Here is a 26,998-nt window from a genome sequence, read left to right as displayed (position 1 = left end):
CTTTGCGGGGTCCCGTTCAACCCTTTATTATTTGATCATGCCTTTAGCTTTCAACTGGTTTTCGTATTCCTGGTACAATTCGGTTCCCTTATATTTGGTCATCAGTTCTCCCCGGTACTTCGGCCAGTTTTGGCCCGATTTCTCCTCAAGCACCGCTTTGGCCTGCAGCTCCCGCTGCCTCTTGCGGAACGCTCCCAAGTCAAAGCCTTGAGGCGGAAGGACGGAGGAGCCTATATTTTCCCTGACCGGCAAAGCGTCCAAAAACTTGAGTACTTGCCTGTCATGCTCGGTTTCATTCGGATCCAATACCGTTAAGCCGAATACGTCCGGCGTTTCCGGAGTAAAGAAGCTCCAGATTTTCAGGAAATCGCCTTGCTTCGTAATATCGTTCGCCATCGCTTCGATATTCAGCTTGATCGTCTTGCCGTCGCGAGTGTAATGCTTGTTCTCCTGTCCGAAATGTGTCAGCAGGAAGCCTTCCTCTCCGCTCATCCAATCCAAAATTTCGAGGCTCCGCTTCACCTTTTCGGGATTGCTGTCCGCAACCTTCTTGGAGAACAGGAACGGCACGCCCGGCAGCGGCTGCGTAGCCAGCGGTTGAACCGGAAACATCGTGAACGGGACCCATTCCGCTTTCGGGTTGAGCTGCCTGGTACGGGCTTGAATTCCTTGAACATTGCTGTCGAGCGCAAAATTGCGGAAGGTATCGAACATAACGCCGATTTTGCCTTGAATCGCTTTCTCGATTCCTTGGCTTCCTTTATTTAAAAACCAGTCCGGGTCGATCAAATCCTCCTCGATGACCTTCGCAATGTCGCTCAATACCTGTTCAACCTTTGCATCGGTTTGCATATCGACCATCCGGTTGTTTTCAATAAAGAAAGGGAAGGTTAGACCGTTCTTGATATATTCGGGCCAATCCAAGCCGATGCCATCCCCGCCAACGGCTGTCGTATAGCCGTACGTGTCCTTTTTGCCGTTCCGGTCCGGATCGTTATGGCGGAACTGCCGCAATACGTTCACGTACTCCGCGTAGTTGGCCGGAATGCCGAGACCGAGCGTGTCCAGCCAGTCTTTACGGATATAATAGCTTCTGTACACTTTTTTGGAGAACGGAATCGGCGCGCGGACAAACTGGTTCTGGAACTGATAGTTTTTCAATTCGTTTTCGTTGATCCAATATTTAAAATAGTTCGGCATCGCGGCCGTTGACAGGAAGGGCGTCATGTCGGCAAGAAGGCCGTCCGCAGCATACTTCAGCCCGCCATCCCCGTTCGCGTCCCGCCACATGTCCGGAGGGTTGGAGGCGAGCAGCGTATTGATTTTGTTGATATATTCGTGGCTGACGTATTCCAGTTTCAAATCGACGTTGAACTTCTTGTCGATCGTTTGCTTCACGAAATCTTTGTCCGGTGCCGGCAAATTCGTATTCGGCGGGGCCGGCACGTACCATTGCAGGGTCAGTTTTTCTTTCCGCGATTCAGTACCGCCGGCAGTCGCGCTCGGCTTGGCCGACTCGCCTGTTTGCTCTGGTTGCTTCGTTCCCGAGCCGGTACATGCGCTTAATGTTAAAGAAGAGCCAAGCAAGAAAGCGATTGCAAGTTTTGCAGCCTTTGTTTGATTCATTTGGCACCCCCATTTGAGTTCATCTGTTCATCGCACGCGCCGCAACATGCCTCAATCCGTCTCTCCTTTCCCTGAGCGGCGTATCTTCGTGAGTTATCTTCCCACCCCATATTTTGAAACACAATTATCTTTTTTTAATATGCCGGGAAACCGCGCCAGTAAAGGAGTTTCATAGGATAAGCGGAGGAAGGAAGGCGTCTGTCGGGAAATAAAGATAAAAACCCTGAACGGCTGTGTTCAGGGCTGCGCTAGGTCTCCTCTGTGCATTTTGCGATAATTGCCCGGAGGGACGCCTACGACCTGCTTAAAAATACGGCTGAAATTTTGGACCGTCGTATAACGGAGCCGGTCTGTAATTTCTTTAATCGGCATGTCCGTTTGCACGAGCCACTCGCAAGCCTTTTCCATGCGGAACCGAATGAGATAGTCGAGATAGTTGAGGCCGGTTTCCTCTTTAAACATTTTGCTTAGTACCGGAATGGAGACGCCGAAGCGATCGGACAGCTGTTGCAGCGATAGATCGGTCTCGTAATGCTCTTGAATAAACGTCATCATCTGAGGAACGATTTGTTTCTGCCTGGATATATTCCGGCTTCCGATCAAGTGCTCCACAGCGGGGATTATGTGCTCCGAGAGCCAGGCATGGACTTCGTTCAAGGAGGCGGATTGGTATAAATGCTCCAGAACGTCATATTCGAACCTGTCGTTCAGCGAGTAGCCGTTCTCACCGAGATACAGCTCGATCTCTCCGATTAAGTAAGAAAAAAAACCGAGGACCGCTTCCGCATGCTGCAGGGAGCGGGGGACCGCCTCGACCATTTGCTTCAAGTTGGCGCGCGCTTTGTCGTAATCCCCTTGTTTGACGCTTTCCAACACCGCGTCTTTCCGTTCGAACAATAGCCGGTAGGAGCGCTTTAAGGAAGGCTCCAGCTCGTCGGACGCAATATCCCGGTTGGGCCCGAGCATCCAGCGGTATTCGAGGAGCTCCAGCGTCTCCAGATACGACTCGTTTATGCTTGGATACGCTTGGCGGGCGTTGCTGATTACGGTCGACACCGTGAAGGAAAAATAGGATTTGACGCTTTCTCGGATATTTCTACTGATTTGCCGGACGATTTCCGCCGTTTGTAGGCCAACCTCGTCCGAGCCGATGACGATCACGACTTGTCCCGGCTTCGGGGATACCGTTACATAGGAGGAAAGCGCTTGGCTCTGCTCTTCGATCAAATTCCTTAGGGCATACATGATCAGAAAGCGATCCTTGTCTTTGTATGTCTGCTGGAAAGCGCCGTAATGATCCATATCGATCACGCAGACGGTGAACCAGCTGCCTTTCAAGGCTATGTCGTATTGCTCGGCAAAATCCCGAAATTCTTTATGGCTCACTTCGCCGTGCAGAAGCCTCCGGTAAAGGGTTTCACGCTGATGGAGGCCAAGCTCGGTTTTCAAGTGCTCGTTGGTTGCGATTACGCCGCTCATGTAGTTGTCGATGAGCTGCAGCCCGTCCCCCGACTTGTCGCCGTCGGCGGAAGTCAGCTTGCGAACGAGCCTTTGAATAGGAAAGTAAAGGCGTCTCGTGCTGTAGATGGCCAGCAAGGCCCACGCGGAGGCCAGCGCTCCCATTAGGATCCACATCATTTTTCGGATATCGTCGGCCTTATGGGATAGTTCCCTTGTAGGGGTTAAAGCCATGTACGTCCATCCATTGAAGGAGGATTTGAACGAGGAAGCTCTGAATGTCTCCCTCCCAAACGCAACGGTCCCGCTCAGCTGAGGGTTGTTTACATATTCGAGCAATTTGGAATCGGCAGCCAGATTCGTTCCGATTTCTTTTTCCTCTTTGCTGGTTACGACAACGCCATTTCCGTCAATGATCCAGAGCTTCCGATTGTCGCCCAGGTCCAAACGATTGAGATAAATTTTCAGTTTGTTCATGTCCAAATGAAGCATCACGAAACCGTCCGGGTTCGACGATTGAAGCGGAACCGTGCGCATGAGCAGCATCTCCGGCATATTCGCATACGTATTGGCCGGAATGATCGTTGCCGCAAAAGGCTTGATCGTTTCCGAATGCACGATGTCGCTGTACGGAGCATTCAATTCGCGCATGATTCCTTGTTGGGAGGAGTAAACGACGCCATATTTGTTGAAGTAAAGCGATACTTCAAATTTGATTTCCGAGTAGCCGATCGCTTTCTCGATTACATCCATCATAGACAGGGTAGACTCCACGCGATCTTTCTCGATTCCTACATCCAGAGATTTTTGAACAACGCCATTATTGGAAAGCTGCAAGGAGGCTTGGTCAAGACTCATGAGAAACGTATCTACCTGCGTCTCCAACTGCCGCAAAATAATCCGATGGTTTCGTTCCACCTCTTCCTGAATGCTGTTCGTAGACACGTACGAGGAAACGAGGCCTAGCGCAAGCACCGGAACGAGGCTTAAAACGACGGAATACACATAAAGCTTGCGTCTGTAAGGCAGGTCGATCAAAGTTCTTATGGTTTTCCTCCAAATTCTCATGTGTATTCCCTCCGTAGTAATCAAGCTGCCTAGCGCTCGTCGCTTGCAGTAAGCGTTATCAATTCATAAGACCGTAACGTTTTCTTATTAAGCCTACCTTATCACATTTCTTGTTTCCTATAATGAGTATTTCGCTTGTGCGAATGGCTGGCGGGGATACCGGTTTATTCTACATCATCCGTAATGGTTGGCACAACACGAGACTTCATGGTTCGAATGTGCCGACCTTCCCGGCGATCTTTCCGTCTTGGCCGGGCTCAAAATCCACAAATGCCCAATTCGGCGGGGCGACTGCCGGAATACAGTGTGGGGGGAGGAGATCCAGTGAAAAAAGCGAAGGGCATACACGTGATGAGTAAATGGACGAAAACAAAAGCGCTGCTGCGCCATAAAGAAATGCAGCCGCTCGTACCGGAAACGCGCCTGATGAATGCGGACTCGCTGCGTCGGATGCTTCGCCGATATTCCATGGTTTATATTAAACCGGTATCGGGGAGCTTCGGAAATGGAGTCATGCGTGTGGAGCAAAAGGGCGGAGCGCGGGGAACCGTGTACACGTATCAGCATGAACAGAAGAAGCGTTCGTTTCCTTCGTTCGATGCTATGTACCGGTCCATTATGAAGCATAAAAGAAAACGTCCTTATTTGGCGCAAAAAGGAATCAGGCTGTTAAAGCACCGCGGACGCAGCTTCGATATCCGGGTCATGGTCCAGCGCAATTCCGGCAAACAATGGGAAACGACAGGCATCATCGGACGCGTGGCGCATCCGGCCAAAATCATTACGAATTACCACGGCGGCGGGACGCCCATGGATATTCGTCCCTTGCTGACTCCTTGGCTGAAAGGCGACAAAGTGGCAGCATATGAACGCCGACTTGCCAAGGTAGGAAAAAATGCGGCCGTCGCCTTAAGCCACAAGTACCCGCGCATTAATATGGTGGGTGCCGATATCGGCGTCGATTCCGAGTTGAAGCCATGGATCATCGAGTTGAACACGAATCCGGACCCTTACATTTTCCGGCATCTGAAGGACCGAAGCGTCTATCGCAAAGTGCTTCATTACGCTCGAAAGCTTGGGCGGATTCCGGCAAAAAAAAGGTAGTTGATCCTGCCAAAGACCATAAATAACCGATCGCCGGTGAAAGGCGACCGGTTTTTTTGTTTGGCCGCTGTACGGATAATGGTTCATCCGATGTACTGGCAGTTATTAAAGGCCGGCCGGAATCCGAAGCGTACCTGCTTGCAGAAGAAACTTGTTGGTGTATTGCCGTTCGCTTCTACATCTTGTATAATAAAAAACAACATGTAGAATGAAAAGGAGAAGTGCTGCCATGCAAATTACCAAAGCGGAAATGGAGATCATGCAGGTAGTGTGGGAAAGCGATAGGCGAATCACCACCAAGGAAATAGCGGAGAAATTGCCGGATAAGAAAACGACGACGATTATTACCCTCGCAGGCAGACTGATCGACAAAGGCGCCCTGCATTCCATCAAACTCGGGCGCTCCCACGCTTTTGAGTATTGGGCGGCCATAAGCGAACAAGAGTATCAGAAATTGCAGACGCAAAGCTTCGTACGTTCCATTCATAACGGCTCTGCCAAAAGCCTGATCAGCGCTTTATTCCAGGACGAGAATCTCACGAAAAAAGATATCGACGAGCTTCGTGAGTTCATTAACCGCGAGGCGGATTCCCATGATTAAATGGCTGCTTATGACCTCGCTTGCCGGCAGTATCGCGAGTCTTTGTCTCATTTTGCTGAAAACGAAGCTATCGGCAAAATACGGAGGCCGCTGGTATTATTTGGTTTGTCTGTCGGCGCTGCTGCTGTTTCTTGTGCCTTTGAATATCAATATCAATATGAATGTGAATGTTCCTTTCCTTGCTCCGCAATCACTGTTTTCGGAAACTAACGTACCGGCTCGCTTTGCCGAAAATACGGCTGCCGCGGCAGAGACGATAGCATCGGAACAACCTTTGCCCGTCAGCGCGGAGACCGCCAAAGCGAGCCTTTCGTCTCTATCGGCGGACGTATGGATCGTTGGCATCTGGTTAGGCGGTTTTGTCATCATGTTGGGCAGTTACTTCTTCAATTACTTCCGATTCAAACGCAAAGCGCTTCAAGGTGTTCTGATCGACAAGGCGGGAGGCCTGAATGTACTCGCCAGCGGTTACGTGCATTCGCCGATGCTGATCGGATTCGTTAGACCCCAGATCGTATTCCCCTTTACGAACATGAGTACGGAGGATTACCAGCTGGCGTTAAAGCACGAATTGATTCACTATAAGCAAAAAGACGCCTGGTTCAAACTATTTGCCGTGACGGTAAACTGCCTGCACTGGTTTAACCCGATCTCGTATCTTGCCTTGGCCAATATTAGCGAAGCCTGCGAATATTCGGTGGACGAGACCCTGTCCAAAACGATGAAGTCTACGGATAAGAAGCGTTATAGCGAAATGATTTTACATTTTGCCTCCCAGGCTTCTCCCGCATTAAATAGCGGCCTGACTCAGCCCAAGAAGCTGCTGTACAGAAGATTTAAGCTTATTCTGAATCGAAGAGGGGGAAGAGGCCAAGCATTCTTCGGCACTATAATCGCCGTCATGATTGCGGCTGTGTCCCTCCTCACATCGGCCGTCGTATTTGCGAAGGCGCCCCAACCGATTACGCAGTTCAGTGGAGGCATTACAACCTATTACGCTATAAATATGGATTTGGAAGAAAATGTTTTAAATACGCTAGGTATTTCCCAAGGAAACGCGAGAGTTTTTTGGGGAGAGCTGTATGTCGATGAAAAGGGATTGAAAGTGGATTACTTCAACCGCACCGAGCCTTATTACAAGGTGGGGATCCAGTGGATGGACAAAGACGACCCCAGAGTTGCCGGCATGACCCGAAAAACGTTTTCCATAGAGGACCGGAACGTAACGGTCGCTTTCACTGAGAAAGCAGCGGCCTACAAAGACGATAGCGTCATTAAAAAAATGGTAACGAATCAGATTGCGTTTGAATTGAAAAGCTACAACAAGGACCGAAAATTCGATTACGATCATGCCGCGTTTATCGACGAGCTTATCCAGCGCGGAGCCTACGTTTTCTATGAGATTTTATTCCCGAAACAATTTGCATTCTGGTTATACGATATGGACACAGGCATAGCCGGCTACAAACCGCTAACGGCCTATGACAAGAAAGCAAAAATAACGGATATTTTCAATAAAAGCGTGACGGTCCCCCAATCTGTGCTTGGCGAAGACAACGACGGCACCCAGGGCGTCCAGCTCGGACAAGCTTTTATCATAAAGACCGGGGAAACTTTGGCGCTCAATGTCCATGAAACGACGGACATCACGCCGACCGTTAGCTTGGCTGTCATCGACGAGACGACGGGGCAAGTGGCATACTGGAGTCCCGGGACTTCCAGCGGTTACCGCCATATTTATACGCCAGGGGAAAAGAACGCGAACCATTCTTTCAAGGTAGTGGCAAGCGGGGAACAGGAAGATACGGTTAAAGTCGAAATTTTCACTTATAAAAGCGGAGAAGAGGAAACCAAGCTGCCCGAAAGGGATAGTCCGCGAATCGGAATTCTGCATTAAAAGTCCGAGTCCCGCTAAACGCCATAACTAGCACAGGCCCTGAGATCATTCCGGGGTCTGTTTTTTTTCATTATGGTCGTGTGATAAAATGAAAAAATGAACAAATTATCCAAGACACCTATACATAAGCTGATTGCCGGCATATTCAAAACGCTGGCCTTTACTTCCCGGCAAGTTTTCATGTTCGAGCTCCTGTACAAGACGCTTACGCTATTCATTTTTATTCCGGCGATTACTTTCATCTTTCACAATCTGCTTCGTTTGGGCGGGTTTGCCGGGGCCACGAATTACGAACTGCTGCATTTCGTTCTCAGCCGATACGGTTTTTTATGCATGCTTATTTTAATTCCGGTCGCTACGATTCTCATTTTTTTGGAATTCTCGATTTTGATCATCATTGCTTACCACGGTCAAAACAAACAGAGAATCGGGCTTATTCAGGCGTTTCTGCAATCGCTCGCCTATCTCCCGTCGCTTTTCAAATACGGGTTTTTGGGCTGGGCGCTCTACTTGCTGCTCGTTCTCCCTCTGCTGAGTTCGGGCCTCGGCTCCCTGCTGCCGTCCCTGGAAATTCCGGATTTTATCTCGGGAGAACTGTTCAAAACAGGCGGAGGCACGCTGCTCTTTGTGGGCGTAATCGCCGTCGTAACTTATTTCAACATTCGGTGGACGTTCCTGCTGCACATGATCGTCATCGAGGGAACGGTTAGCTTCTGGAATGCCGCCAAAAAGAGTGCCGCCATCCAGAAAAAAAGCTATATCCGAATGACCGTGGTTACTCTATGCGTCATTTTTTTGTATCTGCTCGTCGTGATCTTGATGATGGCTGTGGTCTTGGGGGCTGTGATCCTCGTCTATCTCGCATGGCCTCAACAGACCGGATATGCGGAATTCGTCCGATTAATCCTTTCGAAGAGTGCTGTACTTTGTCTGTATATGGCTACTTTGTTCTTGACGCCGCTTTACGTGACCACCCTCACCGCAATGTATACCGCGAAAGCGGACCCGGCTCATGCCGTGCTGCAAAAGCCGGACTGGAACGCCATGGAAAGCCGATCCTCCCAAAATCGCGGATTGCTGCACAAGCATAAAAGAAAGCTGATCGCGCTAGGTCTGATCACCGCGGTTGCGACAGCACTCGTTCTTGTGCCGGCCATCGGTGAAGTCCAGCTTGACGATAAGCAAGCGACGATTATGGCCCACCGGGGATACACGTCCAAGGGCCCGGAGAATACGCTCGAAGCGATTCAAGGCGCTATAGAGGCCAACGCGGATTTTGCGGAAATCGATATATTGGAGACGAAGGACGGAGAGCTCGCGGTCATCCACGACACCAATCTGAAAAGGCTGACCGGCCGCAATGCCGAGGTGTACAACCTGACGATGGAGGAACTAAGGAAGCTGGAAGTGAAGCAGGGGAATATGACTGGCCGGATCAGCAGTCTTGCGGAAGTGATGGATGCGGCCAGAGGAAAAATCAAGCTGAATATCGAAGTCAAGACGCACGGAAAAGAACAGGATTTGGTGAATACAGTCATCCGGACCATACGCAACAATCATTTCCAGACGGAATGCGTCGTCCAGTCTCTGGACTATGACATCGTGCAAAAGATCAAAGCCGCGGAGCCGGGCCTTCAGGTCGGCTATATTATGTTCGCCGGCGTACCGGATATTAAACGGATTGGCGCCGATTTTGTCGTCATGGAACAATATATGGTCAACGAATCGGTCGTCGCTTCGGCCAAGCTGCATCACAAACCGCTATACGTATGGACTGTAAACACAAAGGATAGTATGGAACGGTTCTTCGGCATGGGCGTCGACGGAATCATTACGGATTATCCCGAGGATGCGATCTCCGTTGCCGAACAACTGCGCGGCGGATTCTGGGCCGCCTTTACGCAGTGGCTCAACAGCCTGAAGTTTTAAGCAGGGGACGCGGTGCGGCGCTCTGCTAGCTCGATCATCGAGACGCGGGCTCCTTCAAGTAATGAAGAGCCCCCTGCATCGCTTGGTTGGCAGCTCTTGACTATGGGCGGGTATAATAGTTCGCAGCAACGCTAGACTCTCTGACAATGAGCCGCGGCTCAAACTCTACACGCTCATATTCCGTCGCGCCCGCAGATTGGATGCGCTTTAACAGCAGCTCGGCAGCCAACCGGCCGACTTCGCTGCCCATGATGGAAACCGAGGTGATTTGCGGCGTAGTCACTGTGGACCACAGGTTATTATCGATCCCGGCAATGGCGACATCCTCGGGCACACGGACGCCCAGCTCTTTGAACCGGTTGACGATTCCGATTGCAACCATGTCATTGACCGCATAAATGGCATCCGGCATATGCTTGAGGCTGTAAAAGTAATTGGCCGCCTGCCTGCCCGTCTCAAAGGAAAAGTCCTCGCCAAAATAAACCAACGAAACATCCACATGCGGCAAAGATTGTTCATAGGCAAAATATCGTTCTTCTATTTTGTCCTTCGGAGCGCCGGCGTACGCAATCCGCGTTCTCCCGATCTGCTTGAGATGCTCCATCACGAGGCGTCCTTCCTGGCGGGACAAGCCGACCACATCCGCCCTCAAATCCGCCCCGAGCCGTTTACTATAATTGATCACGGATATCGGCATTCCTGTCTGATTGATCAGACTTTCCAACTGCTTGGGATAGGCCAGCGGCATCATAACCAATCCATCCACATGCAGCTTCTTGATCTCGCGCAGCGTCTCCAGCTCCAGTCGCGCATTCCCGAGCGTATTGATCTGAACCACTCTGTACCCGTGCTGCTTGGCGGCTTGCTCCACCGACCAGGCGATATCCGGTATGATCGCATTGCGGATATCCGGAACGGCCAGCGCAATTTGATACGTCTGGCGTATTTTGAGACTTTGCGCCGAGGTGTTCGGAGTGAAGCCCATTTCCTCGATCACCTGAACAATTTTCGCCTTCGTCGCGGCGCTGATTCCCCCTTGGTTATTGAGCGCCCGGGAAACGGTCGCAATGCCCACACCCGCTTTTTTCGCGACATCCTCAATCGTCACTTTCTTTCGATTTGCCATCTCTATATCCCTTTCCATACGGAAACGTTTCCTGTTTAATCCTGCTGGCTTCCTTGCTTGCCCTTATTATAGCATAGCAGGGCTCTGTTATGCCCGCCTGATCGCCTCGTCATTTTCCAGATTGATGGGAGCGGGTTAAACATATTCAGCTTGCCTATTCAAGCGCGCACCGGCAACGGCACAATTCATTTGACACTTTGAACAAAATGTGACATGATATTTATCGGAAACGTTTCCGGTTTTACATGAAGTTTACTCAATTATTCATTTAACAAGGTATGGGGAGATGACTTACATGCAGGCGCTCCGATGGCATGGCGTGAAGGACTTGCGCGTCGAAACGATACATGAGCCCGAGGTTGGGAACAATCAGGTTAAAATCAGAGTCGAAGCTTGCGGTATTTGCGGCAGCGATTTGCATGAATATGCGGCGGGGCCCATCTTCATTCCCGAAGGAAAGCCTCATCCGTTGACGAATGAACAAGCTCCGATCGTCATGGGGCATGAATTCTCCGGTCAAATTGTGGAGATCGGGGAGAGGGTATCCTCGTTACAGGTTGGAGATCGGGTCGTAGTCGAGCCGATATTCGCATGCGGCCAATGCGCGGCCTGCCGGCAAGGCAAATATAACCTGTGCGAGCAAATGGGATTTCTCGGACTGGCCGGAGGAGGAGGAGGCTTCTCCGAGTTCGTGGCCGTCGACGAGCGTATGGTTCACAAAATTTCGGACAACCTCTCCTATGAGCAGGGAGCACTCGTCGAGCCGTCCGCGGTAGCACTGTATGCGGTTCGCTCCAGCACCTTCAAGGTGGGAGATCGTGCCGCCGTATTCGGAACAGGTCCGATCGGACTGCTCGTTATCGAGGCGCTCAAAGCGTCGGGCGCTTCCGAGATCTATGCCGTTGAGCTGTCGGAAGAACGCAGAAACAAAGCCGAGGAGCTCGGAGCAATCGGCATTAATCCGGCGGAGAAGGATGCCGTGCAGGAAATTATCGAGCTTGCCGACGGCGGCGTGGATGTTGCCTTCGAGGTGACCGGCGTTCCGGTCGTACTGAATCAGGCGATTCAATCCGCCCGAATAGGCGGTCAGGTGATGATTGTCAGTATTTTTGAACGGGAGGCTTCGCTTCACCCGAACCAAATCGTCATGAAGGAAAGAAGCATTGCCGGCATTATCGGTTATCGAGGGGTGTTCCCGGCGGTGATCAGCTTGATGCAGCAAGGCTATTTCCCGGCAGAAAAGCTGATTACCAAGCGCATCGCCTTGAGCGATATTGTGGAGAAAGGCTTTGAAGCCCTATTGAAGGAAAAAAATCAGGTTAAAATTATGGTTTCGCCCAAACCCCTGAAGTCCATTGAAGCTTGAGTTCGGGCAATAGGATGAAGCAGCTCCCACCAGTGAGGTCGGGGCTGCTTCTCTTTAGATAGCAAAAAAGATCAAGAACAAAGGCCGGCATCGGGTTACAATAGAGCAGGAAGGAGATAGCCGGATGCCAACCTACGAAAGCTTGATTCAACGAGTGGTGGATGAGATCGAGGTCCGATTGGGCGAGGAATTGAAGTTTTCCGAGTTGGCGAAGCTATCGAATTTCTCGGACTTTCATTTCCATCGGGTCTTTCAATCGATCGTCGGATTGCCCGTAATGGAGTACGTTCGCAAACGTCGGCTCGTTCATGCGGCGTCCCGTGTGGCCTATACGAATGAAAGGCTGTTGGATATCGCTCTGAATTGCGGTTTTGGCACGCCGGAAACGTTCATTCGCGCCTTTCGCAAAATGTATGGTATGACACCGGGCGAATATCGGAAGAGAGGTTTTCGGCCCCCTGCTTACGCCAAGGTAAACGTGCTTCAACGGAGGTTTAATCCCTATTTAGGAGGAATTCGCATGGAGTATCGTCTAGTGACAAAGCCGGGTTTCGATGTTATCGGCTACTCGATTCGTACCCGGAACGCCGATGGTCAGAACAGCCGGGACATTCCGGCCTTCTGGCAGCGTTACAAGCAAGAGAAGATGGGCGAGCGCTTGTACGGGCTAGCCGTTTCGAATGCGGAGTATGGCATTTGCAGTGACTTCGATATGGATTCGGGCGAATTCAGCTACGTGATCGGAGTGGAAGCAAGAGAGGGCGCCGAAGTGCCGGAGGGGGCGATCGTTCGTCATTATCCGGAGCAGACCTATGTCGTATTTACAACGCCGAAGGTCAAGCCGGAGCAGTTCGTCGAATCGATCCAGAGCACCTGGAACGCCGTATTCAGCGAATGGTTCCCGAACTCCGGTTATGAGCATGCGGCGGCGGCTGAATTCGAATATTACGATGAGCGATGCTGGCCCGACCGCAGCGAGTTGTTGGAAATGGACATCTACATTCCCATAAAGCAGAAGGCATGAACGTGGAATGACACAAGTGAATTGAAGAATCGTCGGCTTTTGAAAAATAAGTTTTACATTTGATTCGTTTAAAGAAACAGCGGCGGACCAAGACTAGAAAGTATAGTCTTAGACCTGCCGCTTTTGTCATTCAACTAACAGCGTAGAAACGCTGTCCGTTAAGGCCTGTCGCTGAACCGCTCGAGCGCTTCCTCGGTAACCGGAGCGAAGAGGTTGATGAGGTTGCCGTCGGGGTCGCGAAACAGTGCAGAGCGGTTCCCCCATGGCATCGTGGTCGGTCCCTGTACCCACTCGTCGACAAGCGGCTTCAAGCGCGTGTACTCGGCATCGACGTCGTGGACGCGAAACTCGAGGATGACGGTGTAGTTGTCGGCCGGGCGGGCGGAACCGGCGCCGAACAGTTGCACCGTCTGGGAGTGGCCGATCGCCAGGGTACACGATGGCAGAACGAACTCAGCGAAGACAGGCGCGGGGCGCTTCGCCAAAACACCTGTGACTTTCTCATAGAACTCGACGAGTCGATCCAAATCGTCAGTAATTATGCGTACAGAAGCGAAATTCACGAGACATCATCCTTTCAATAATATAACGATACGATACAGTATCGTATCGTATAATATCATATTGACCTAGAGAATACAAGTGACCCTGCGCCAAGGATGCTCTCATGGTATAATGTGAAGGACTTTTTATTTTAAGGCAACGAAACCAAGTCTAAGTACTTTTATGATGGAGGGAAGATGGTGACTACGTCTAAGAAGTCTGAACGTGTGCCGTCGGCCAATTTGAATAGACGCGTCGAGCGTTCACGACATGCCATCCTGACCACTGCGTTTGAACTGCTCAGCGAAGGCGGTGTGGCTAGCTTCTCCGTCGACGAGGTGGCGCGTCGTTCCGGGGTCGCGAAGACGACCATTTACCGTCACTGGCCGACGCGTGAAGCACTGGTGATCGACGCCTGCTCACGGATGATTGCCGAGCAGGAAACGCCGGACACCGGCTCACTCGAAGGTGACGTCACGGCTATCCTGGTGGAAATCGCGCACCTGCTACCGACGGCGAATTGGTCCTTCGTCCTGCCGTCAATCGTCGACACAGCCGAGCGCAATCCGGAGTTCGCGGAAATCCACAGTCGGATTCAGCGCGGACACGCCGCCCCCCTGCGAGAGGTCCTGCAGCGCGCGGTAGGCAGAGGCGAGCTGTCGGCACACGCCGACGTGTCAACTATCGTCGCAGCCCTGCTGGGGCCACTCTTCTACCGCCGCTGGTTCTCACGTGAACCGATCGATGACCCGTTCGTAAAGGCGATCATCAAAGGCGTACTCGCTTCACTTTAGTACGAGACACCTATCACTGCTTGGCCGAACATCGATGGCGGACCAGCAAAACAACAAGATAACGATTTAAAAGCAATGACCGGGCGAAACCGACTTCCCGGTCATTTTTGTTTTTAACGGTTTCTTCCTATTGCTTCAATGTCGCCTAGTATCTATGATTGATATAATTCTTTGCGGAAGGGAAAACCTATACAATCCTTTCCGCGGTCCATTCAATCGACGGAGGAATCGTGTATGTCTTTTAGTTATTATGGAGAGCTATGTACAGAGGTGTATGACCTCACGAAGAAAATCGGTCAATCCTTCGACGGTGATATAGAATATTATCGCGACAGACTGAAGACTTGCAAGGGGCGTATTCTCGAAGCGATGGTCGGCTCTGGCCGTGTCATCATTCCGCTTCTCGAATCCGGTCTGGTTGTAGACGGAGTGGACTATTCCCCCGAAATGCTGGCTTCTTGCCGTCAGCGTTGTGAAGAACGGGATTTGGACGTTCGTTTGTATGAATCCAATCTCCAAGAACTTAATTTGCCCGAAACGTACGAGGCTATCCTTATTCCCGGTGGTTCCTTTTTGTTAATCGAAAAACGCGAGGAGTCCCTTCACGCCTTAAAACGCCTGTATGAACATCTTCAGCCGGGCGGCCGTCTTATGCTGGATCTTTTCCTGCCCGACACGACCTTCGAGCACGGTCATTTTGGAGGAACGTCAACGTTCCACTTCCCGAATCAAGACATCATCACCATGGAAAGCAAGCTGGTTGAAGCGGATTTCTATCATCAATACAAAGTGTCCTATTTGAAATATGAAAAATGGCGGGCCGGTGCGCTTATCCAAACCGAATTGCAGCGTTTTGCACTACGTTGGTATGGGATCGAGGAATTTAAACTCGTTTTGGAAAGCATCGGTTTTACGGATGTCGTCGTATCTGCCGATTTTGACTATGGCAAAGCACCGACAAACGGAAAGCAGAAATACGCCTTTGAAGCGACTCGAAAATAACATGTGGCAAGACCGAATAAAAAGGTGTAATCCAGCGGCTATTGGGCCGGAAGCGGCGTCTTTTTCCGCTCAAGCATGACGTGGAGAACGATCATGCATAAGCTGACCGTAATGACGCTAAAGCTGGTCCATTGTCCGGCTGTCCATTGGAACGCGTAGCGCGGCGAATCTCCCCGCAGCCATTCCAAGGCAAATCGCCCGAACGCATACATGATGTTGTAGGTCAGGAAGAGTACCCCGGCCGGCCATTTTCGGTTTCTTAGCAAAATCAGCAGGACGAATACGACCAGATCCCATTGTCCCTCCCAAATTTCCGCCGGCCACAGCGGTTGCGAGCCGTAAGCATCGTAAGCCATCGAACCTTCCGGGTAAACAATGCCGAACCCCGATCCGGTCGGCGAGCCGTATGCGTCGCCATTGAGAAAACAGGCAATTCTGCCGATCGACTGACCCAATACGATCGCCGGAGCCAAAATATCCGCCATCCTCCAGAACGACAAACGATGCTTCCTCGTATACGCGATCATCGCGATGAATCCGCCGATCAACGCTCCTTGAATCGCAATGCCGCCTTGCCAAATATAGACGATTTCCGTAAGATGCTTTGAATAATATTCCCATTGAAAAAAGAAAACATGCCAGATGCGCGCAAACAAAATCGCGCCAACGAACATATAGGGCACCATGTTGGATAGATGTTCCCGATACGGAGTGCCTTCGGCCAAATACCGGGCCATTCCCAACGCCAGCAGCACAGCCAAAGCGACGACGACCCCATAGGAGTGGACCTGGAAATCTCCAATCGTAAATAAAACAACTCTCATCCGCTTATCCTCCCGATGATTATACTACGTTATGTAGTATGATTGTTTAAAAAAAGGGGCTAGGAATCCCCGCCCAGCATCAATAGCAGCAGCAGTGAAAAAGAAGCAAGCAAAGGTCTAAGCAAAGCGACTTTCACCTTCACGGTCTGGTCCGGCTCTAGAACCTGCATCATTCGATACTGCATCGTCGTCGACGCAAAATGAACCGCTGCTGCAGCATGCTGCATTTTTCCTAGTTTTGACACCTTCAAAAGAACGCCGGCCAAATGCAGCTCTGTTCCCATTCGACGGATCGCGAAGCGATCGGCGAGCAACTCTGTCCATGTCTGGTAGTAGCGAAAAATCGGCTTCATGATCGGCCAATACCCGAAAGCTTCCGTCAGCAAAGTCATGAGAAACATTTTTACATTATCCCGGTTACGGCAATGATGCCATTCGTGCAGCAAAATCGCCTCGATTTCATCGTCGCTGAACATATCGAGAACCCCGGTGGACACAACGATTTTCGGTTTCCAGATCCCGATCGCCAGCGCGACGAACGCTCCGTCCCGCACGACCATGATTTCCGTCCCCAAACTGCGGTATGTTTCATTCAGACGTTTTGTTAGCGCGTCGTGCTGGTTGGAGCGAAGCAGCTTATGCCATTTTCGCGATAAATACGCTTGCGCAACGATTCGCCACACTACCCTGACGAGCGTGTAGCCGATGATCATATCGAATACGATGTAGGTCACGATAGCAGCTTGCAGCTTGCCGTCTTCCAACTGGCGAGCGACCAGCAGCCCCATCTTCACGCTGAACAAGGCAAGAAAGACGATCATCAGAGCACAGAGCCATTTCAGCTTAACCGGAGCGTTCATTCTTTTTTTCCTTTTTTGATTTCGCTTAATTTGCGTTCCAGCTTGGCGATCGTTTCCTCATCGACATCGTCAAGCGCATCGATCATATGGTTCACGACTAAGCTTCCAAAGTCCTGCATGAGTCCTTGCGATACCGCTCTCGTCTGTTCCGAGAGGAACCGTTCTCTCGACTGCACGGTGCTGAACTGTGCTGCCTGGGTTCGACCGGTTCCGGTCTGGACTTTCGTAAGATGACCCTTGTCGAGCAGGCGGTTCATGACCGTCATTACCGCGTTAACGGAAATCGGACTTTCCTGATTGAGGATCGACTGCACTTCCTTGATGCTCAGACCGTCGGAAGACCACAGAATGTCCATAATCTTGGCTTCGAGCGGTCCAAAAAAGCGATTCAGTCCCTCTCCGCCAACATTCAGCCTTTTTATCTGCATCCTATCACATCCCGTCATACTACAGATTGTAGTATACCGACTTTAGGATGTCAATATGTGCGTTATTCTTCAGCGCGACGGATCGATTCACCCGGGGATAGACGTAAAATCCGTCCGGAAGGCGCCAAATTCAGCCATAATGTCAGCAAAAGCAAACATACGGTGACGGGCATTAGAAGCTCCCACGGGAAGGAAAAGGGCAGCAGCGAATCCGTCGGTTTTTTGCTCGTCTCTATGAGCTTATGGACCAAATAACCGCCGATGGTGCCGAAGATAAGCCCGTTGATAATGCCGATCCAGCCCACTAGCGTCCCCTCTATAAGCAGCATTTGCCGTACCGTTCGCGACCCGAGCCCGATACAGCGGAGCATGGCCATCACTTTGGAGCGTTCCTGCACGGCTCGCAGCTGGACAATCGCAAGACCGGCCAATCCGATGCCCATCGTCATAATCATGAACCCGTTAAATATCCACAGCATTTGAATCAGACTGATGTCCTCTCCAGCCTCTGAAATAGAGGGGGCATGGAAGGTTGTAATATTCAGGCGGTCTAACTGCTGCTCCACCTGCCGCAAATAAACGGCTTGATCGGAAGCGAGCGGCAGCAGAATATATCCTTTCCCGGGAGTCGACTCCCAGCGGTAGCCATATGTCTTGAACCGGTCGTGCAGCCCGGGATTGACGAATACCTGGTTGTAAAACTCAAGCCCCGCATCGCTTTCCACAAAGCCGGCGATCGTCACCGAAATTGTTTCCTTTATCTGCGGCTCCTTGCCGAAATCGGGGGTATTCGGCAGCGCGGGCTTCTCGAATAGCTGCAAAGGGATCTTTTCGCCTACCTGCAAGCCCCGCACCATCTGATGACTCATGCGGAAGACTGCAGGCCATTGCTCCGGCGGATAGCTGAACTTACGGTCAACCAGCACATATTCCGGATCATGCATGACAGCCTCCCACGCCTCCCGATCGGACGCGAATTGCGGCGCCCGGCTTGTCAGCTTCGCTTTCCCGGCTTGTATCCAGGCATCGTCAGGGGCCATGAAGTTCAATTGGTTACGGTCTGCAAGCCATCCTTCGGACGTAGTCTGCAGCAGATAAGGCTCTATGACAGCCGCCTGCTTGGCCACCTCGGACAGCTCCTTATCCTGATTCAGCCGCTTCATAATCTCTTGCTTGTCCTCGTCGGTCTGATAAAGGATGTAACCCGGGTAGCCCATGACGGTATACGTTTTCTCTTGCACCGTACGATCGTATTGGCGGGTAATGTGAATAACGAGAGTGAGCAGCATAAAGCAGCAGCTAAACAAAAGCATGATCAGAAACGTTCTTCGCACATTGCCGGCCGGGTAACGGAAGGCGAGCAGTTGGGCCGCTTCCTGTACACCGATTCGTCGCAGCAGCGGTTTCAGCCCTTTTTGAATAACCGGCAGAAGCCGAGCGATCACATACAGGGAGGTTATGGAAGCGAGAAACCATACGGCGAAAACGAAAATGCCATGCCCGTTCGAAGAGGGATTTTGCGACAAAATCAATTCAGTCGCTTTACCCGAGGCCAGCATGCCGATATGCAGCGCCACCGTTACGGCGGACACGGCAGTCAGTCCGAGCCTGATCATACGCTGCTTGACCGATCGGGCCCTCCGAGCCAGTTGACTATCCTCGCGAAGCGCTGCAACAATCGGCAGCCGTCTAAGCTTGATGCTGGAGAAAAGAGCGGCGGCGGCGAAGAGAGAGAAGACGATCACGCCTGCGAATAATACGCCGGACAAGGCGAGATAAGGCGAGATCGGAATCATTTTCCCGCTATAGGCCAATAAAAGCTCGCGATTCAGCCATTGGAACAACGCGATGATGCCAAAGCCAATCGGAATACCGGCAAGCAGTCCGGCTGCCAGGCTGCAGATTTGGATCAGCATCGCCTCGATCAGAAAGATTCGCTGAATTTGACCGCGTTGAAAGCCGATTGCCCGCAGCACGGCCAATAGCTTCCTGCGGGAATCTGTCAGCATGAATAAAACCTGAAGCATCAGAACGGTACCCGCAATGACCGCGGTCACACTGCACAGAACGAAGGTAGCTCCATACTTTTGTTTCATCTGATCGACTTGTTTGAAATCGCTCTGTTTTTGCTCCGACACCGTAAACAGCGGAAGAGGACTGGGGAAATACGTTGGCTTCGCCTGGAGAGAAACTCCCTCCCGTCGGCTGAAATAGGAAGTATGCGCATCCTCCGGCAGCCCGGCAAGCTTCCTCGCAGCGGACATCGTTACGAGCAGGGTGCCCTCGGCTTTCGCGCTTCCTCTATAGCCGCTAATCCCCGATTCCTCCGCAATTCCTTTGACTTGAAAATAATGAGCGCCGCCTCCCGCATCGGGCAGCATAACGGTATCTCCTAGTTGCAGATCAAGCGGCTTGGCCACCGCTTCCGAGACGATAATCTGATCCTCCGCCAATGAAAGCCGCCATAACGGATTGTCCGGATCGAACTCGGCGGCTTGCGTCCCGTCCACGCCAATAGCCAAATACCGCAAGCCCGAATGGAGAGGGGAGAGATTGCCGTCGACCTTACTTGCTTTGGTCTCAAAGGAAACAACCTTCATGGACTTTATCCGGGTAAGCTGCAAATGCGCTTCGATCTCGGTCATTTCCGCGGCGGAATTGAAATACGGCTTATGCTGCTGCGGCTGAAGCTCCCATTCGATTGGCCCGTAATGCCGCTGCAGCCATCTTGCTCCACTTTCATCGAAGGATTGGAAGAAGATCGTAGAAGCCATAATCAGCGCCGCGCCGATGCAGCTTCCTATCATCGTTAGCAAGGTTTGTCTCTTCTGCGCATACATATTGCGCCACGCTATTTTCCAATATATCCAGGGCGACACAGAAGGCTTCATTCGCTCACCTTCTTTGCGCCGGCCGTGATGCGGCCGTTTTCCATCCGAATGATGCGGTCGCATTGCCCGGCTACCTTCGGATCATGCGTCACGATCACAATCGTGGTGCCCATCGTCAAATTGATGTGGCGCAGCAGCCCGACGATCTGATGCGACGTATCGGTATCCAGCGCCCCTGTCGGCTCATCCGCCCAAATGACGCTTGGCTTGGACACAATGGCTCTGGCAATCGCTACCCGCTGATTTTGTCCGCCGGACAGCTCGGCAGGCAAGGCGGCAAGCTTGCTTTCCAGACCAACCTGCTCGAGGGCATGACGCGAAAGCTCATTGGCTTTCTTCGACGGTATGCCTTGTCCGATAAGGGGCAGCGCTACATTTTCAAGAGCGGACAACACGGGAATCAGGTGAAAGGCTTGGAAGACAAAGCCGGTATGCTGCAGCCGGAAGGCTGAACGGTCCCGCTCCTTGGCGCCGTATACATCGAAGCCGTTAATCCATACTTTCCCGGCTGTAGGCTCGTCGATACCCGAGAGCACTTGCAGCAAAGTCGTTTTTCCGCAGCCGGACGGTCCGACAATGCTCACCATTTCGCTTTCTTCGATTCGCAAATCGATTTCCTTCAGTGCGCGAACCAGCGACTCGCCTTCTCCGAACGATTTCGATAACTGATTTGCCTGGATCATCGTGATTCCTCCCTTGTTCTTCGATCCTAAGAGGAAATGTAACAGACCCGTATCCATATATAATGAAGAAAATGTGGAGAAGTTGTGCAGGTCACGTTCCTTCGTTCAGTACCGGCAGCGCGATGCGGAAGCTGCTCCCTTCCTGCCAGCGGCTGGAGACGGATATGGCTCCCCGATGCGCTTCCACGAGGCTTTTGGCGATGGACAATCCCAAGCCTAAGCCGGCGGACGATTTTGCAGGCTCGCTGCGCCGCTTGGAAGTCCCCTGATAAAAACGGTCGAACAAATACGGGAGCTCCTCTTCCTCGATTCCCGGGCCATCGTCCGCTATCGTGATCACGTACTGGTCATGTTCCAAAGCAAGGGTAAGGACAACCTTGCTTCTTGCGTATTTCAGCGCGTTGCCGAGGAGATTGAGGATGACCTGCTTTAAGCGGTTTTCGTCGGCATAAATGGATAGAGCAAGCGGGCTGTCATAGACGATGGTTATGCCATCCTCTTCGGCCTGTATCGCAAATAATGAAACGAGCTGCCCGATCAGCTCGCTTATCGGGAACCATCGGCGGTCCAACTGCAAATGGCCCGACTCCGCCAAGGCGAGCTGCTGCAAATCGCCCAACAGCTTGCTCATCCGGTATACCTCGTCCTGAAGGAGCACAACCTCGGTATGGCTCAACGAATGTCCGTGCTGCAGCGCATAATCAAGCTTCGTGCGCAACACGGTAAGCGGGGTGCGCAGCTCGTGGGCAATATCGGCTACCATCGATTTGCGCACGGTCTCGAGCCGTTGCAGGCGGTCGCCGAGCCTGTGAATCGAAACGTCGATCCGTTCCAAGTTGCGCTGGTCCTGCTCCTTGGCAAATGAATCCGCTGTGTAAGGCGCGTCGATCTCATGCAGCTGCAGTCGGATCTGCTCGAAGCGGCGTTCATAAGCCGTCCTTTGCTGCCGAAGCGCAATATAGGTCAAGCAGCCCATTCCTAACCCGCTCCAAGCGGCAATCCAATGGGGATAAGAGAAAGCAAGCGGCGTCGGTGCGAAGCTGCCGCTGAACGTGCCGATCACTTGACCGTGAAGCAGGATGGGCTGGCGGCTGCTCCAATTTGCTTCGTCCGTACGGCTATGCGGCGGTTGCTTGGTCCACACAAGCTCATTGGCGTTCGTCCAAATTTGCAGCGGGTGCTCCTGCAGCAAAGGGAGTTCGCCCAGCTTGACTGCCGCCTTGTCCCAACTGCCGTACAGCTCATAGGACGAGCTGAGCAGAAGGGACGTCTGCACCGTCTGCTGCCCGGCATATGTTTGATTCGCTTTTGCGAGCATCCAGACAAGGCTGCCATACACCGCAACGAAGCCGGCTGCCGCCACGGCCAACGATATCAGAATGACGTGCTTCAGGCTTTGGAGCTTCATCCTAGCCCCCCTCTTGACTCAGCTTATAGCCGACTCCGTATACGGTAACAATGAGTTTCGGCTGGGAGGGGTCATCCTCGATTTTTTGCCGCAAATTGCGTATATGGGAGTCCACTGTTCGTTCGAACCCGGGGTAGCTATCTCCCAACGTATCGTTGATAAGCTGCAAACGGCTGTACACCCGGCCTGGCTGCTTGGCCAACGTAACAAGCAAATCAAACTCCGTAGGCGTTAAGGCGATCGGCCGGCCTTGTTTCGTTACTTCATGTCCCGAAATATGGATCGTCAAGCTATGGACATGCAGAAGCTGCTCCTCGGGCTGTCTGCTCGCCGAGGTGCGGCGCAGCACCGCCTTCATGCGGGCAAGCAGCTCTCGCATGCCGAATGGTTTGATCACGTAATCATCCGCTCCAATCTCCAGCGCAATGACTTTATGCCACTCGTCCGATTTTGCCGTCAGCATAATAACAGGCATCTGCCAGCGTCTCTGTACTTCCTTGCACAGCTCCGTGCCGGGCATATCGGGAAGCATCCAATCGATCAACATCATATCGAAGGAGCCGGCTTGCAGCTTCGCGAGCGCTTGAGCTGAAGTCAGCACATGGGTGACGGTGCAAGCTTCCTGCTCCAAAAAGGAAATTACATCCACGACGATTCTCGGTTCATCCTCAACCCATAAAATCTTCACAGCATTATTCCTCCGTAACATCCTCGATTATAGGGCAAAACAATACACCGCCCAAGCCAAGTATCGCTGTAGGCGGTGCGGTGTATCGAGCCCAATCGTATTCTCGGAACTAAATTTGATCCCGCTTATCCGCCTTCCTGTCGGCCGGCCACGTACTCGAAGCTTATGTCGTCATATTGATCGGCGGCATCCCGAAAAACCTCCACGATAGCGGAATAGCGTTCTTCGTGCTCCGAGTCGGCAATCCATCTGATTCGCAAGGGCTTGGGCAGGTGGCCGGTGATACAATCCCATAGTGCGTCCAAATTGTGGCCGTACCATTCGGGCAAGTCCAGCTCCCGTTTCAGCCAATCGTGGACGTTCTCGTAACGATCCGCCTCCGACTGTGTAAGCTCCACAACTTTACTCATTCGCGGACACTGCCTTCCTTCGTAATATCCGTAAACGACTTATAATGATCGGTTGTCATGTAGATCAATCCGTCATTCGAATAAAGAATCCGGTCCGCGCCGCGCGGCCCCTCTTTGTAATGGATATCCGCTTCGTACCAAATCCGCTTTTTCGCTTCGGGCAGCAGCTTCTCTCTATTCGAAAAGCGATCGCCGCCGATGCTTTTACCGGGCGCGACCTTATGCAGATTCCCTTTGGCAGCTACCCAGCCGAGCTGCTCGGCATCCTTTTTCGTAATGAAATTCGCCGGAAGTTTCTGATGCTGGCGAATATAATCCGATACATCTTTAAAGCCGGTAAGCGGCGCTTGTGAAGTTTCCTGCGCCTTGGAGCCCTCTGTAGACTGGGGCGGCTGCTCGGCCTTGGAAGGCTGCTGCTTTTGTTCGGCCTGACCGGTGCCTGTCGCCGAAGGGGCGGACGGTTTGCCGGCTGAAGAGAGACTATCGCTCCCATTGCCGCAACCGGTCAGCGCAATCACCAGCATCGCAATCATCGCTGCCAGCCACGAGCGCGACAGACGGCCCATCTGTTTCATCCATGCATCAAACATCGTAGTTGGTTCCTCGCTTCTGATCTTGTTCTGTTTTTCGAAATGGAGACCGATTATTGCCGGATGGCTTCCAAAATCGTCTCGGTCGTGCGGACTCGTCCGATGCGCGGGAATATCGTATCCCGGACATGGTCATGCTCGGCTTGTGTAAATCCCGTCATGGCATCAATGGCGAAAATAACCTGGTACCCGTGCATAAACGCCTCCCTGGCGGTCGTATCCACGCCAATGCCGGAAGCGATCCCGCAGAGCACGATCGTATCGATCCCCCGTCTGCGGAGCTGAAGATCCAGGTCCGTTCCATAAAAGGCGCCCCACTGCTTTTTGGTCACGATATGGTCCGACTCGGAGACATTCATCTCCGGTACAATTTCATCCCAGCCTTCGACAAAATGGAGCGGTGGGGGAGACTGATCCAACTTCGGCTTCGGCATATCTTTGCCGTCTTTGGTCGATACGCGAACAAGACAGACGAAAGAGCCCTTATTGCGGAAAGCATCGGCCAAGGCCGCAGCGTTGCCGACGACCTGCTCTGCCGAATATGGAGCATAGTTTTTGCCAATCCATTTTTGCAAATCAATTACGACAAGCGCTGTCTTCTCGGCATCCACTAATTGTTCCATCATGATCGACTCCTTAAATTCATTCGTTTCATCATTAATTTCAACTTTATGTTTATTATTATGTACGACGAATCCTGTGAAGACAAGGAGGGGATACGTTACCCGCTATGCGCTACCCCGAATTTTCGCCGGTAATGGGAAAGGGCAAGAAGCGGCCAGATGTAACGGTAGCTGTGATAATGGATGTAGAAGTTGCCGGGAAGGCCGGCTCCTGTCGGGTAGGCGGTCTTCCAGTCGTCTTCCCGCAAGGAAGCAATCAGTCTGTTCATGCCTTTGTTCAACTCGGCGGTAGGATGAGGCAGGGCGGCAATGAGCGCATCCAGCGCCCAGGCGGTCTGGGACGGCGTGCTCGCGCCCAAAGGCACGTAGCGCAACAGACGGTCGCTTGCGCATGATTCCCCCCAGCCGCCATCCTCGTTTTGTATGCTAAGCAGCCACTTCACGCCTTTTTGCACAGCCTCATGGCCGGCAGGAATGCCGGCGGCGACCAGTCCGGTAAGCGCGGCCCAAGTTCCGTAAATGTAGCAGACGCCCCATCTTCCATACCACGACCCATCCTTCTCTTGATGGTGCAACAGCCATTCCGTTCCACGCTTGACGCCGGCGTAACGAGCATTCAGTCCGGCAAAATTCCCCAGGTACTCCAACGCCCGGCCTGTCAAATCCGCCTCCGAAGGATCGATCGCGGCGGACTTGGCACCGTCGATGGCGAGCCATGTCAGCAGAGGATTGCCCGTGTCTTTCTCGAACGCCGGCCAGCCGCCGTCCTTATTTTGCATAGTAAGCACCCAATGGAGTCCGCGGTTCCATGATTCGAGCCATGTCGGGCCGGTTCGCGAGAAGCTGGCCAGCACCCGCAGCGCAGCTGTCGAGTCATCCACATCGGGGAAGATCGTGTTCGGCTCCGAGAAGCCCCAGCCTCCGGGCGGCGTATTCGGATTACGGATGCTCCAGTCGCCGAATTTGTCGTGCTGCTTGCCGTACAGATAGTCGGCCGCAAGCCGAATGGACGGATGATTGTCCTCGAGTCCCGACGTCTGTAAGGCATAGGTGAGCAGGGACGTATCCCAGATCGTAGAGGGGGAGTTCTGAATCGTCAGCTCGCCGTCTTCAAGTCGGTATTGTTTGGCCTTTAGCCCTTGAACGGCCCGCCTGATCACCGGATGCTCTTTGTTGTAACCCAAGGCAAGCAAGGAGAAGATCATCAGAATGGTACAGCTCGCATAGGTGTACAGCGTCCCGTCCGGCTCAATGCGGTCCAGCATGAAGGTCTCGGCCCTGCGTGTCGCCACTTCATGAATGTGCCCTGGAAGACCGATTAGACGCTTCACGCCTGCCTCGATCTGGTCCATCATCTCCCCGAACCCGCGCGGCAGCTCGTCATTGCCGTCCGTCCTGCTTTTGTTGAGCCCGGATAGGTCGGGTGTCCGCTCTGTCTGCACGGAGAAGCGGCGGTCAGCCATAATCATCATGGGAGCGAGATGAACGCGCGCATATCCTGAAAAATCGAAAAAGCTGATCGGAAAGGAGGGAGGGAGAAGCAGGAGTTCCAGGGGGATAGACGAGATCGCAAGCGGCCATTTGGTTTGTCCGGTTGCGGCCAGAATTCCGATCGTGAGAAGGCTCGTCGCTTGGCCGAGACCGCCCTTGGACTGGATATAGCGTCTGGCGCGTTCCATGGCTTCATCCGATTGGCGGCTGTAGCCGGAGTACAGCAGCGCGTAATAAGCTTCGATCGAGGCGGACAAATTCCCTCCATCCTCATCCCGGAACAGCTTCCAGCAGCCTTCGGGCTGCTGCGCGGCGAGAATCCGGTCATGAAGCTGCCGGATCAGCTTCTCATCGTCCATATCCAGCGACCGCAGCAAAATAATGACGTGCGCATCAATAGTAGTCCCGTTCTCAAAGCAGAATTCCCATGCGCCGTCCTGCCGCTGTTGACGCAGGAGGTCCGCTGTCAGCCGGGCGATTTCCCGCTCGATATTAGTCAAGGTCTGGCTCATTTTCCGGTGACCTCCCCAGATATAATAAATCATTATATGAGTGCCGGAGGCG

The 26,998-nt window shown here is 52.4% G+C and carries 22 protein-coding genes and 1 pseudogene; 8 read left to right on the top strand and 15 right to left on the bottom strand.

Translation table 11 applies throughout. The features are described from left to right. Positions 1–27: 27 nt before the first annotated feature. Both ABD796_RS01985 and ABD796_RS01980 read right to left on the bottom strand, forming a co-directional pair. Entirely contained in the window at positions 28–1,626 is a 1,599-nt protein-coding gene (locus ABD796_RS01985) for a type 2 periplasmic-binding domain-containing protein (RefSeq protein ID WP_344902020.1), read from the bottom strand. A gap of 237 nt (positions 1,627–1,863) precedes the next feature. Further along, positions 1,864–4,152, bottom strand: a complete 2,289-nt coding sequence (locus ABD796_RS01980; protein WP_344902017.1) for an AraC family transcriptional regulator — start codon at positions 4,150–4,152, stop codon at positions 1,864–1,866. 324 nt (positions 4,153–4,476) lie between these two features. Here ABD796_RS01980 and ABD796_RS01975 point away from each other — a divergent pair, with 324 nt between their 5' ends. From ABD796_RS01975 to ABD796_RS01960, 4 genes are all read left to right on the top strand, one after another. After that, positions 4,477–5,256 (top strand): YheC/YheD family protein, encoded by a 780-nt coding sequence (locus ABD796_RS01975; protein WP_344902014.1) that lies wholly within the window; start codon positions 4,477–4,479, stop codon positions 5,254–5,256. A 229-nt stretch (positions 5,257–5,485) separates the two neighbouring features. After that, the gene (locus tag ABD796_RS01970; protein WP_344902010.1) at positions 5,486–5,857 is read left to right on the top strand and encodes a BlaI/MecI/CopY family transcriptional regulator; all 372 of its coding nucleotides are present in this window, start codon (positions 5,486–5,488) and stop codon (positions 5,855–5,857) included. Further along, entirely contained in the window at positions 5,850–7,754 is a 1,905-nt protein-coding gene (locus ABD796_RS01965; protein ID WP_344902006.1) for a M56 family metallopeptidase, read from the top strand. The genes ABD796_RS01970 and ABD796_RS01965 overlap by 8 nt, the downstream gene beginning before the upstream one ends. Before the next feature lie 96 nt (positions 7,755–7,850). Continuing rightward, a complete protein-coding gene (locus ABD796_RS01960) occupies positions 7,851–9,683 on the top strand; it encodes a glycerophosphoryl diester phosphodiesterase membrane domain-containing protein (protein WP_344902003.1) in 1,833 nt (610 codons plus the stop codon). 100 nt (positions 9,684–9,783) lie between these two features. Here the strand turns inward: ABD796_RS01960 and ABD796_RS01955 are convergent, their stop codons facing one another. Then, a complete protein-coding gene (locus ABD796_RS01955) occupies positions 9,784–10,809 on the bottom strand; it encodes a LacI family DNA-binding transcriptional regulator (RefSeq protein WP_344902000.1) in 1,026 nt (341 codons plus the stop codon). A gap of 295 nt (positions 10,810–11,104) precedes the next feature. Between ABD796_RS01955 and ABD796_RS01950 the strand changes: the two genes are divergently transcribed. Further along, on the top strand, positions 11,105–12,175 hold the full coding sequence (locus ABD796_RS01950; RefSeq protein WP_344901996.1) for a 2,3-butanediol dehydrogenase: 1,071 nt from the start codon (positions 11,105–11,107) through the stop codon (positions 12,173–12,175). A gap of 124 nt (positions 12,176–12,299) precedes the next feature. Next, entirely contained in the window at positions 12,300–13,199 is a 900-nt protein-coding gene (locus ABD796_RS01945; protein ID WP_344901993.1) for an AraC family transcriptional regulator, read from the top strand. A gap of 158 nt (positions 13,200–13,357) precedes the next feature. Here the strand turns inward: ABD796_RS01945 and ABD796_RS01940 are convergent, their stop codons facing one another. Then, entirely contained in the window at positions 13,358–13,762 is a 405-nt protein-coding gene (locus ABD796_RS01940; protein ID WP_344901990.1) for a VOC family protein, read from the bottom strand. A 177-nt stretch (positions 13,763–13,939) separates the two neighbouring features. Between ABD796_RS01940 and ABD796_RS01935 the strand changes: the two genes are divergently transcribed. Together ABD796_RS01935 and ABD796_RS01930 are read left to right on the top strand one after the other, a co-directional pair. Next, complete coding sequence (locus tag ABD796_RS01935) at positions 13,940–14,536, top strand: TetR/AcrR family transcriptional regulator (protein ID WP_344901987.1); 597 nt, start codon at positions 13,940–13,942, stop codon at positions 14,534–14,536. A 234-nt stretch (positions 14,537–14,770) separates the two neighbouring features. Further along, the gene (locus ABD796_RS01930; protein ID WP_344901985.1) at positions 14,771–15,538 is read left to right on the top strand and encodes a class I SAM-dependent methyltransferase; all 768 of its coding nucleotides are present in this window, start codon (positions 14,771–14,773) and stop codon (positions 15,536–15,538) included. Positions 15,539–15,576: 38 nt separating this feature from the next. On the opposite strand, the gene lgt is transcribed toward ABD796_RS01930, so the two are convergent. From lgt to shc, 11 genes and pseudogenes are all read right to left on the bottom strand, one after another. After that, positions 15,577–16,362 (bottom strand): prolipoprotein diacylglyceryl transferase, encoded by a 786-nt coding sequence (gene lgt, locus ABD796_RS01925; RefSeq protein ID WP_344901982.1) that lies wholly within the window; start codon positions 16,360–16,362, stop codon positions 15,577–15,579. 59 nt (positions 16,363–16,421) lie between these two features. Continuing rightward, complete coding sequence (locus ABD796_RS01920) at positions 16,422–17,222, bottom strand: M56 family metallopeptidase (RefSeq protein WP_344901980.1); 801 nt, start codon at positions 17,220–17,222, stop codon at positions 16,422–16,424. Then, entirely contained in the window at positions 17,219–17,650 is a 432-nt protein-coding gene (locus tag ABD796_RS01915; RefSeq protein ID WP_344901977.1) for a BlaI/MecI/CopY family transcriptional regulator, read from the bottom strand. The genes ABD796_RS01920 and ABD796_RS01915 overlap by 4 nt, the downstream gene beginning before the upstream one ends. Before the next feature lie 62 nt (positions 17,651–17,712). After that, on the bottom strand, positions 17,713–20,541 hold the full coding sequence (locus ABD796_RS01910; protein WP_344901974.1) for an ABC transporter permease: 2,829 nt from the start codon (positions 20,539–20,541) through the stop codon (positions 17,713–17,715). Further along, a complete protein-coding gene (locus tag ABD796_RS01905) occupies positions 20,538–21,224 on the bottom strand; it encodes an ABC transporter ATP-binding protein (RefSeq protein WP_344901971.1) in 687 nt (228 codons plus the stop codon). Before ABD796_RS01905 ends, ABD796_RS01910 begins: the two co-directional genes overlap by 4 nt. 91 nt (positions 21,225–21,315) lie before the next feature. Further along, a complete protein-coding gene (locus tag ABD796_RS01900; RefSeq protein WP_344901968.1) occupies positions 21,316–22,632 on the bottom strand; it encodes a sensor histidine kinase in 1,317 nt (438 codons plus the stop codon). 1 nt (position 22,633) lies between these two features. Next, a complete protein-coding gene (locus tag ABD796_RS01895) occupies positions 22,634–23,320 on the bottom strand; it encodes a winged helix-turn-helix domain-containing protein (RefSeq protein ID WP_344901965.1) in 687 nt (228 codons plus the stop codon). Positions 23,321–23,445: 125 nt separating this feature from the next. Beyond that, positions 23,446–23,730 carry a barstar family protein gene (locus tag ABD796_RS01890; protein ID WP_344901962.1) on the bottom strand — a complete coding sequence of 95 codons (285 nt, stop codon included), beginning with the start codon at positions 23,728–23,730 and terminating at the stop codon, positions 23,446–23,448. Continuing rightward, a pseudogene (locus tag ABD796_RS35590) lies at positions 23,727–24,065 on the bottom strand (ribonuclease domain-containing protein); the annotation flags it as partial. The pseudogene ABD796_RS35590 and the gene ABD796_RS01890, both read right to left, overlap by 4 nt. A 308-nt stretch (positions 24,066–24,373) precedes the next feature. Continuing rightward, positions 24,374–24,946: an isochorismatase family protein gene (locus ABD796_RS01880; protein WP_344901957.1), complete on the bottom strand. Its 573-nt coding sequence runs from the start codon at positions 24,944–24,946 to the stop codon at positions 24,374–24,376. Between the two features lie 95 nt (positions 24,947–25,041). Beyond that, positions 25,042–26,946 (bottom strand): squalene--hopene cyclase, encoded by a 1,905-nt coding sequence (shc, locus tag ABD796_RS01875; RefSeq protein ID WP_344901954.1) that lies wholly within the window; start codon positions 26,944–26,946, stop codon positions 25,042–25,044. Positions 26,947–26,998 lie beyond the last annotated feature (52 nt).

Origin of the sequence: Paenibacillus hodogayensis, from assembly GCF_039536325.1 — a bacterium.
Taxonomy (GTDB): domain Bacteria; phylum Bacillota; class Bacilli; order Paenibacillales; family NBRC-103111; genus Paenibacillus_AB; species Paenibacillus_AB hodogayensis.
The sequence above is the reverse complement of the archived record's forward strand: the minus strand, read 5'-3'. Positions and strand labels throughout refer to the sequence as shown.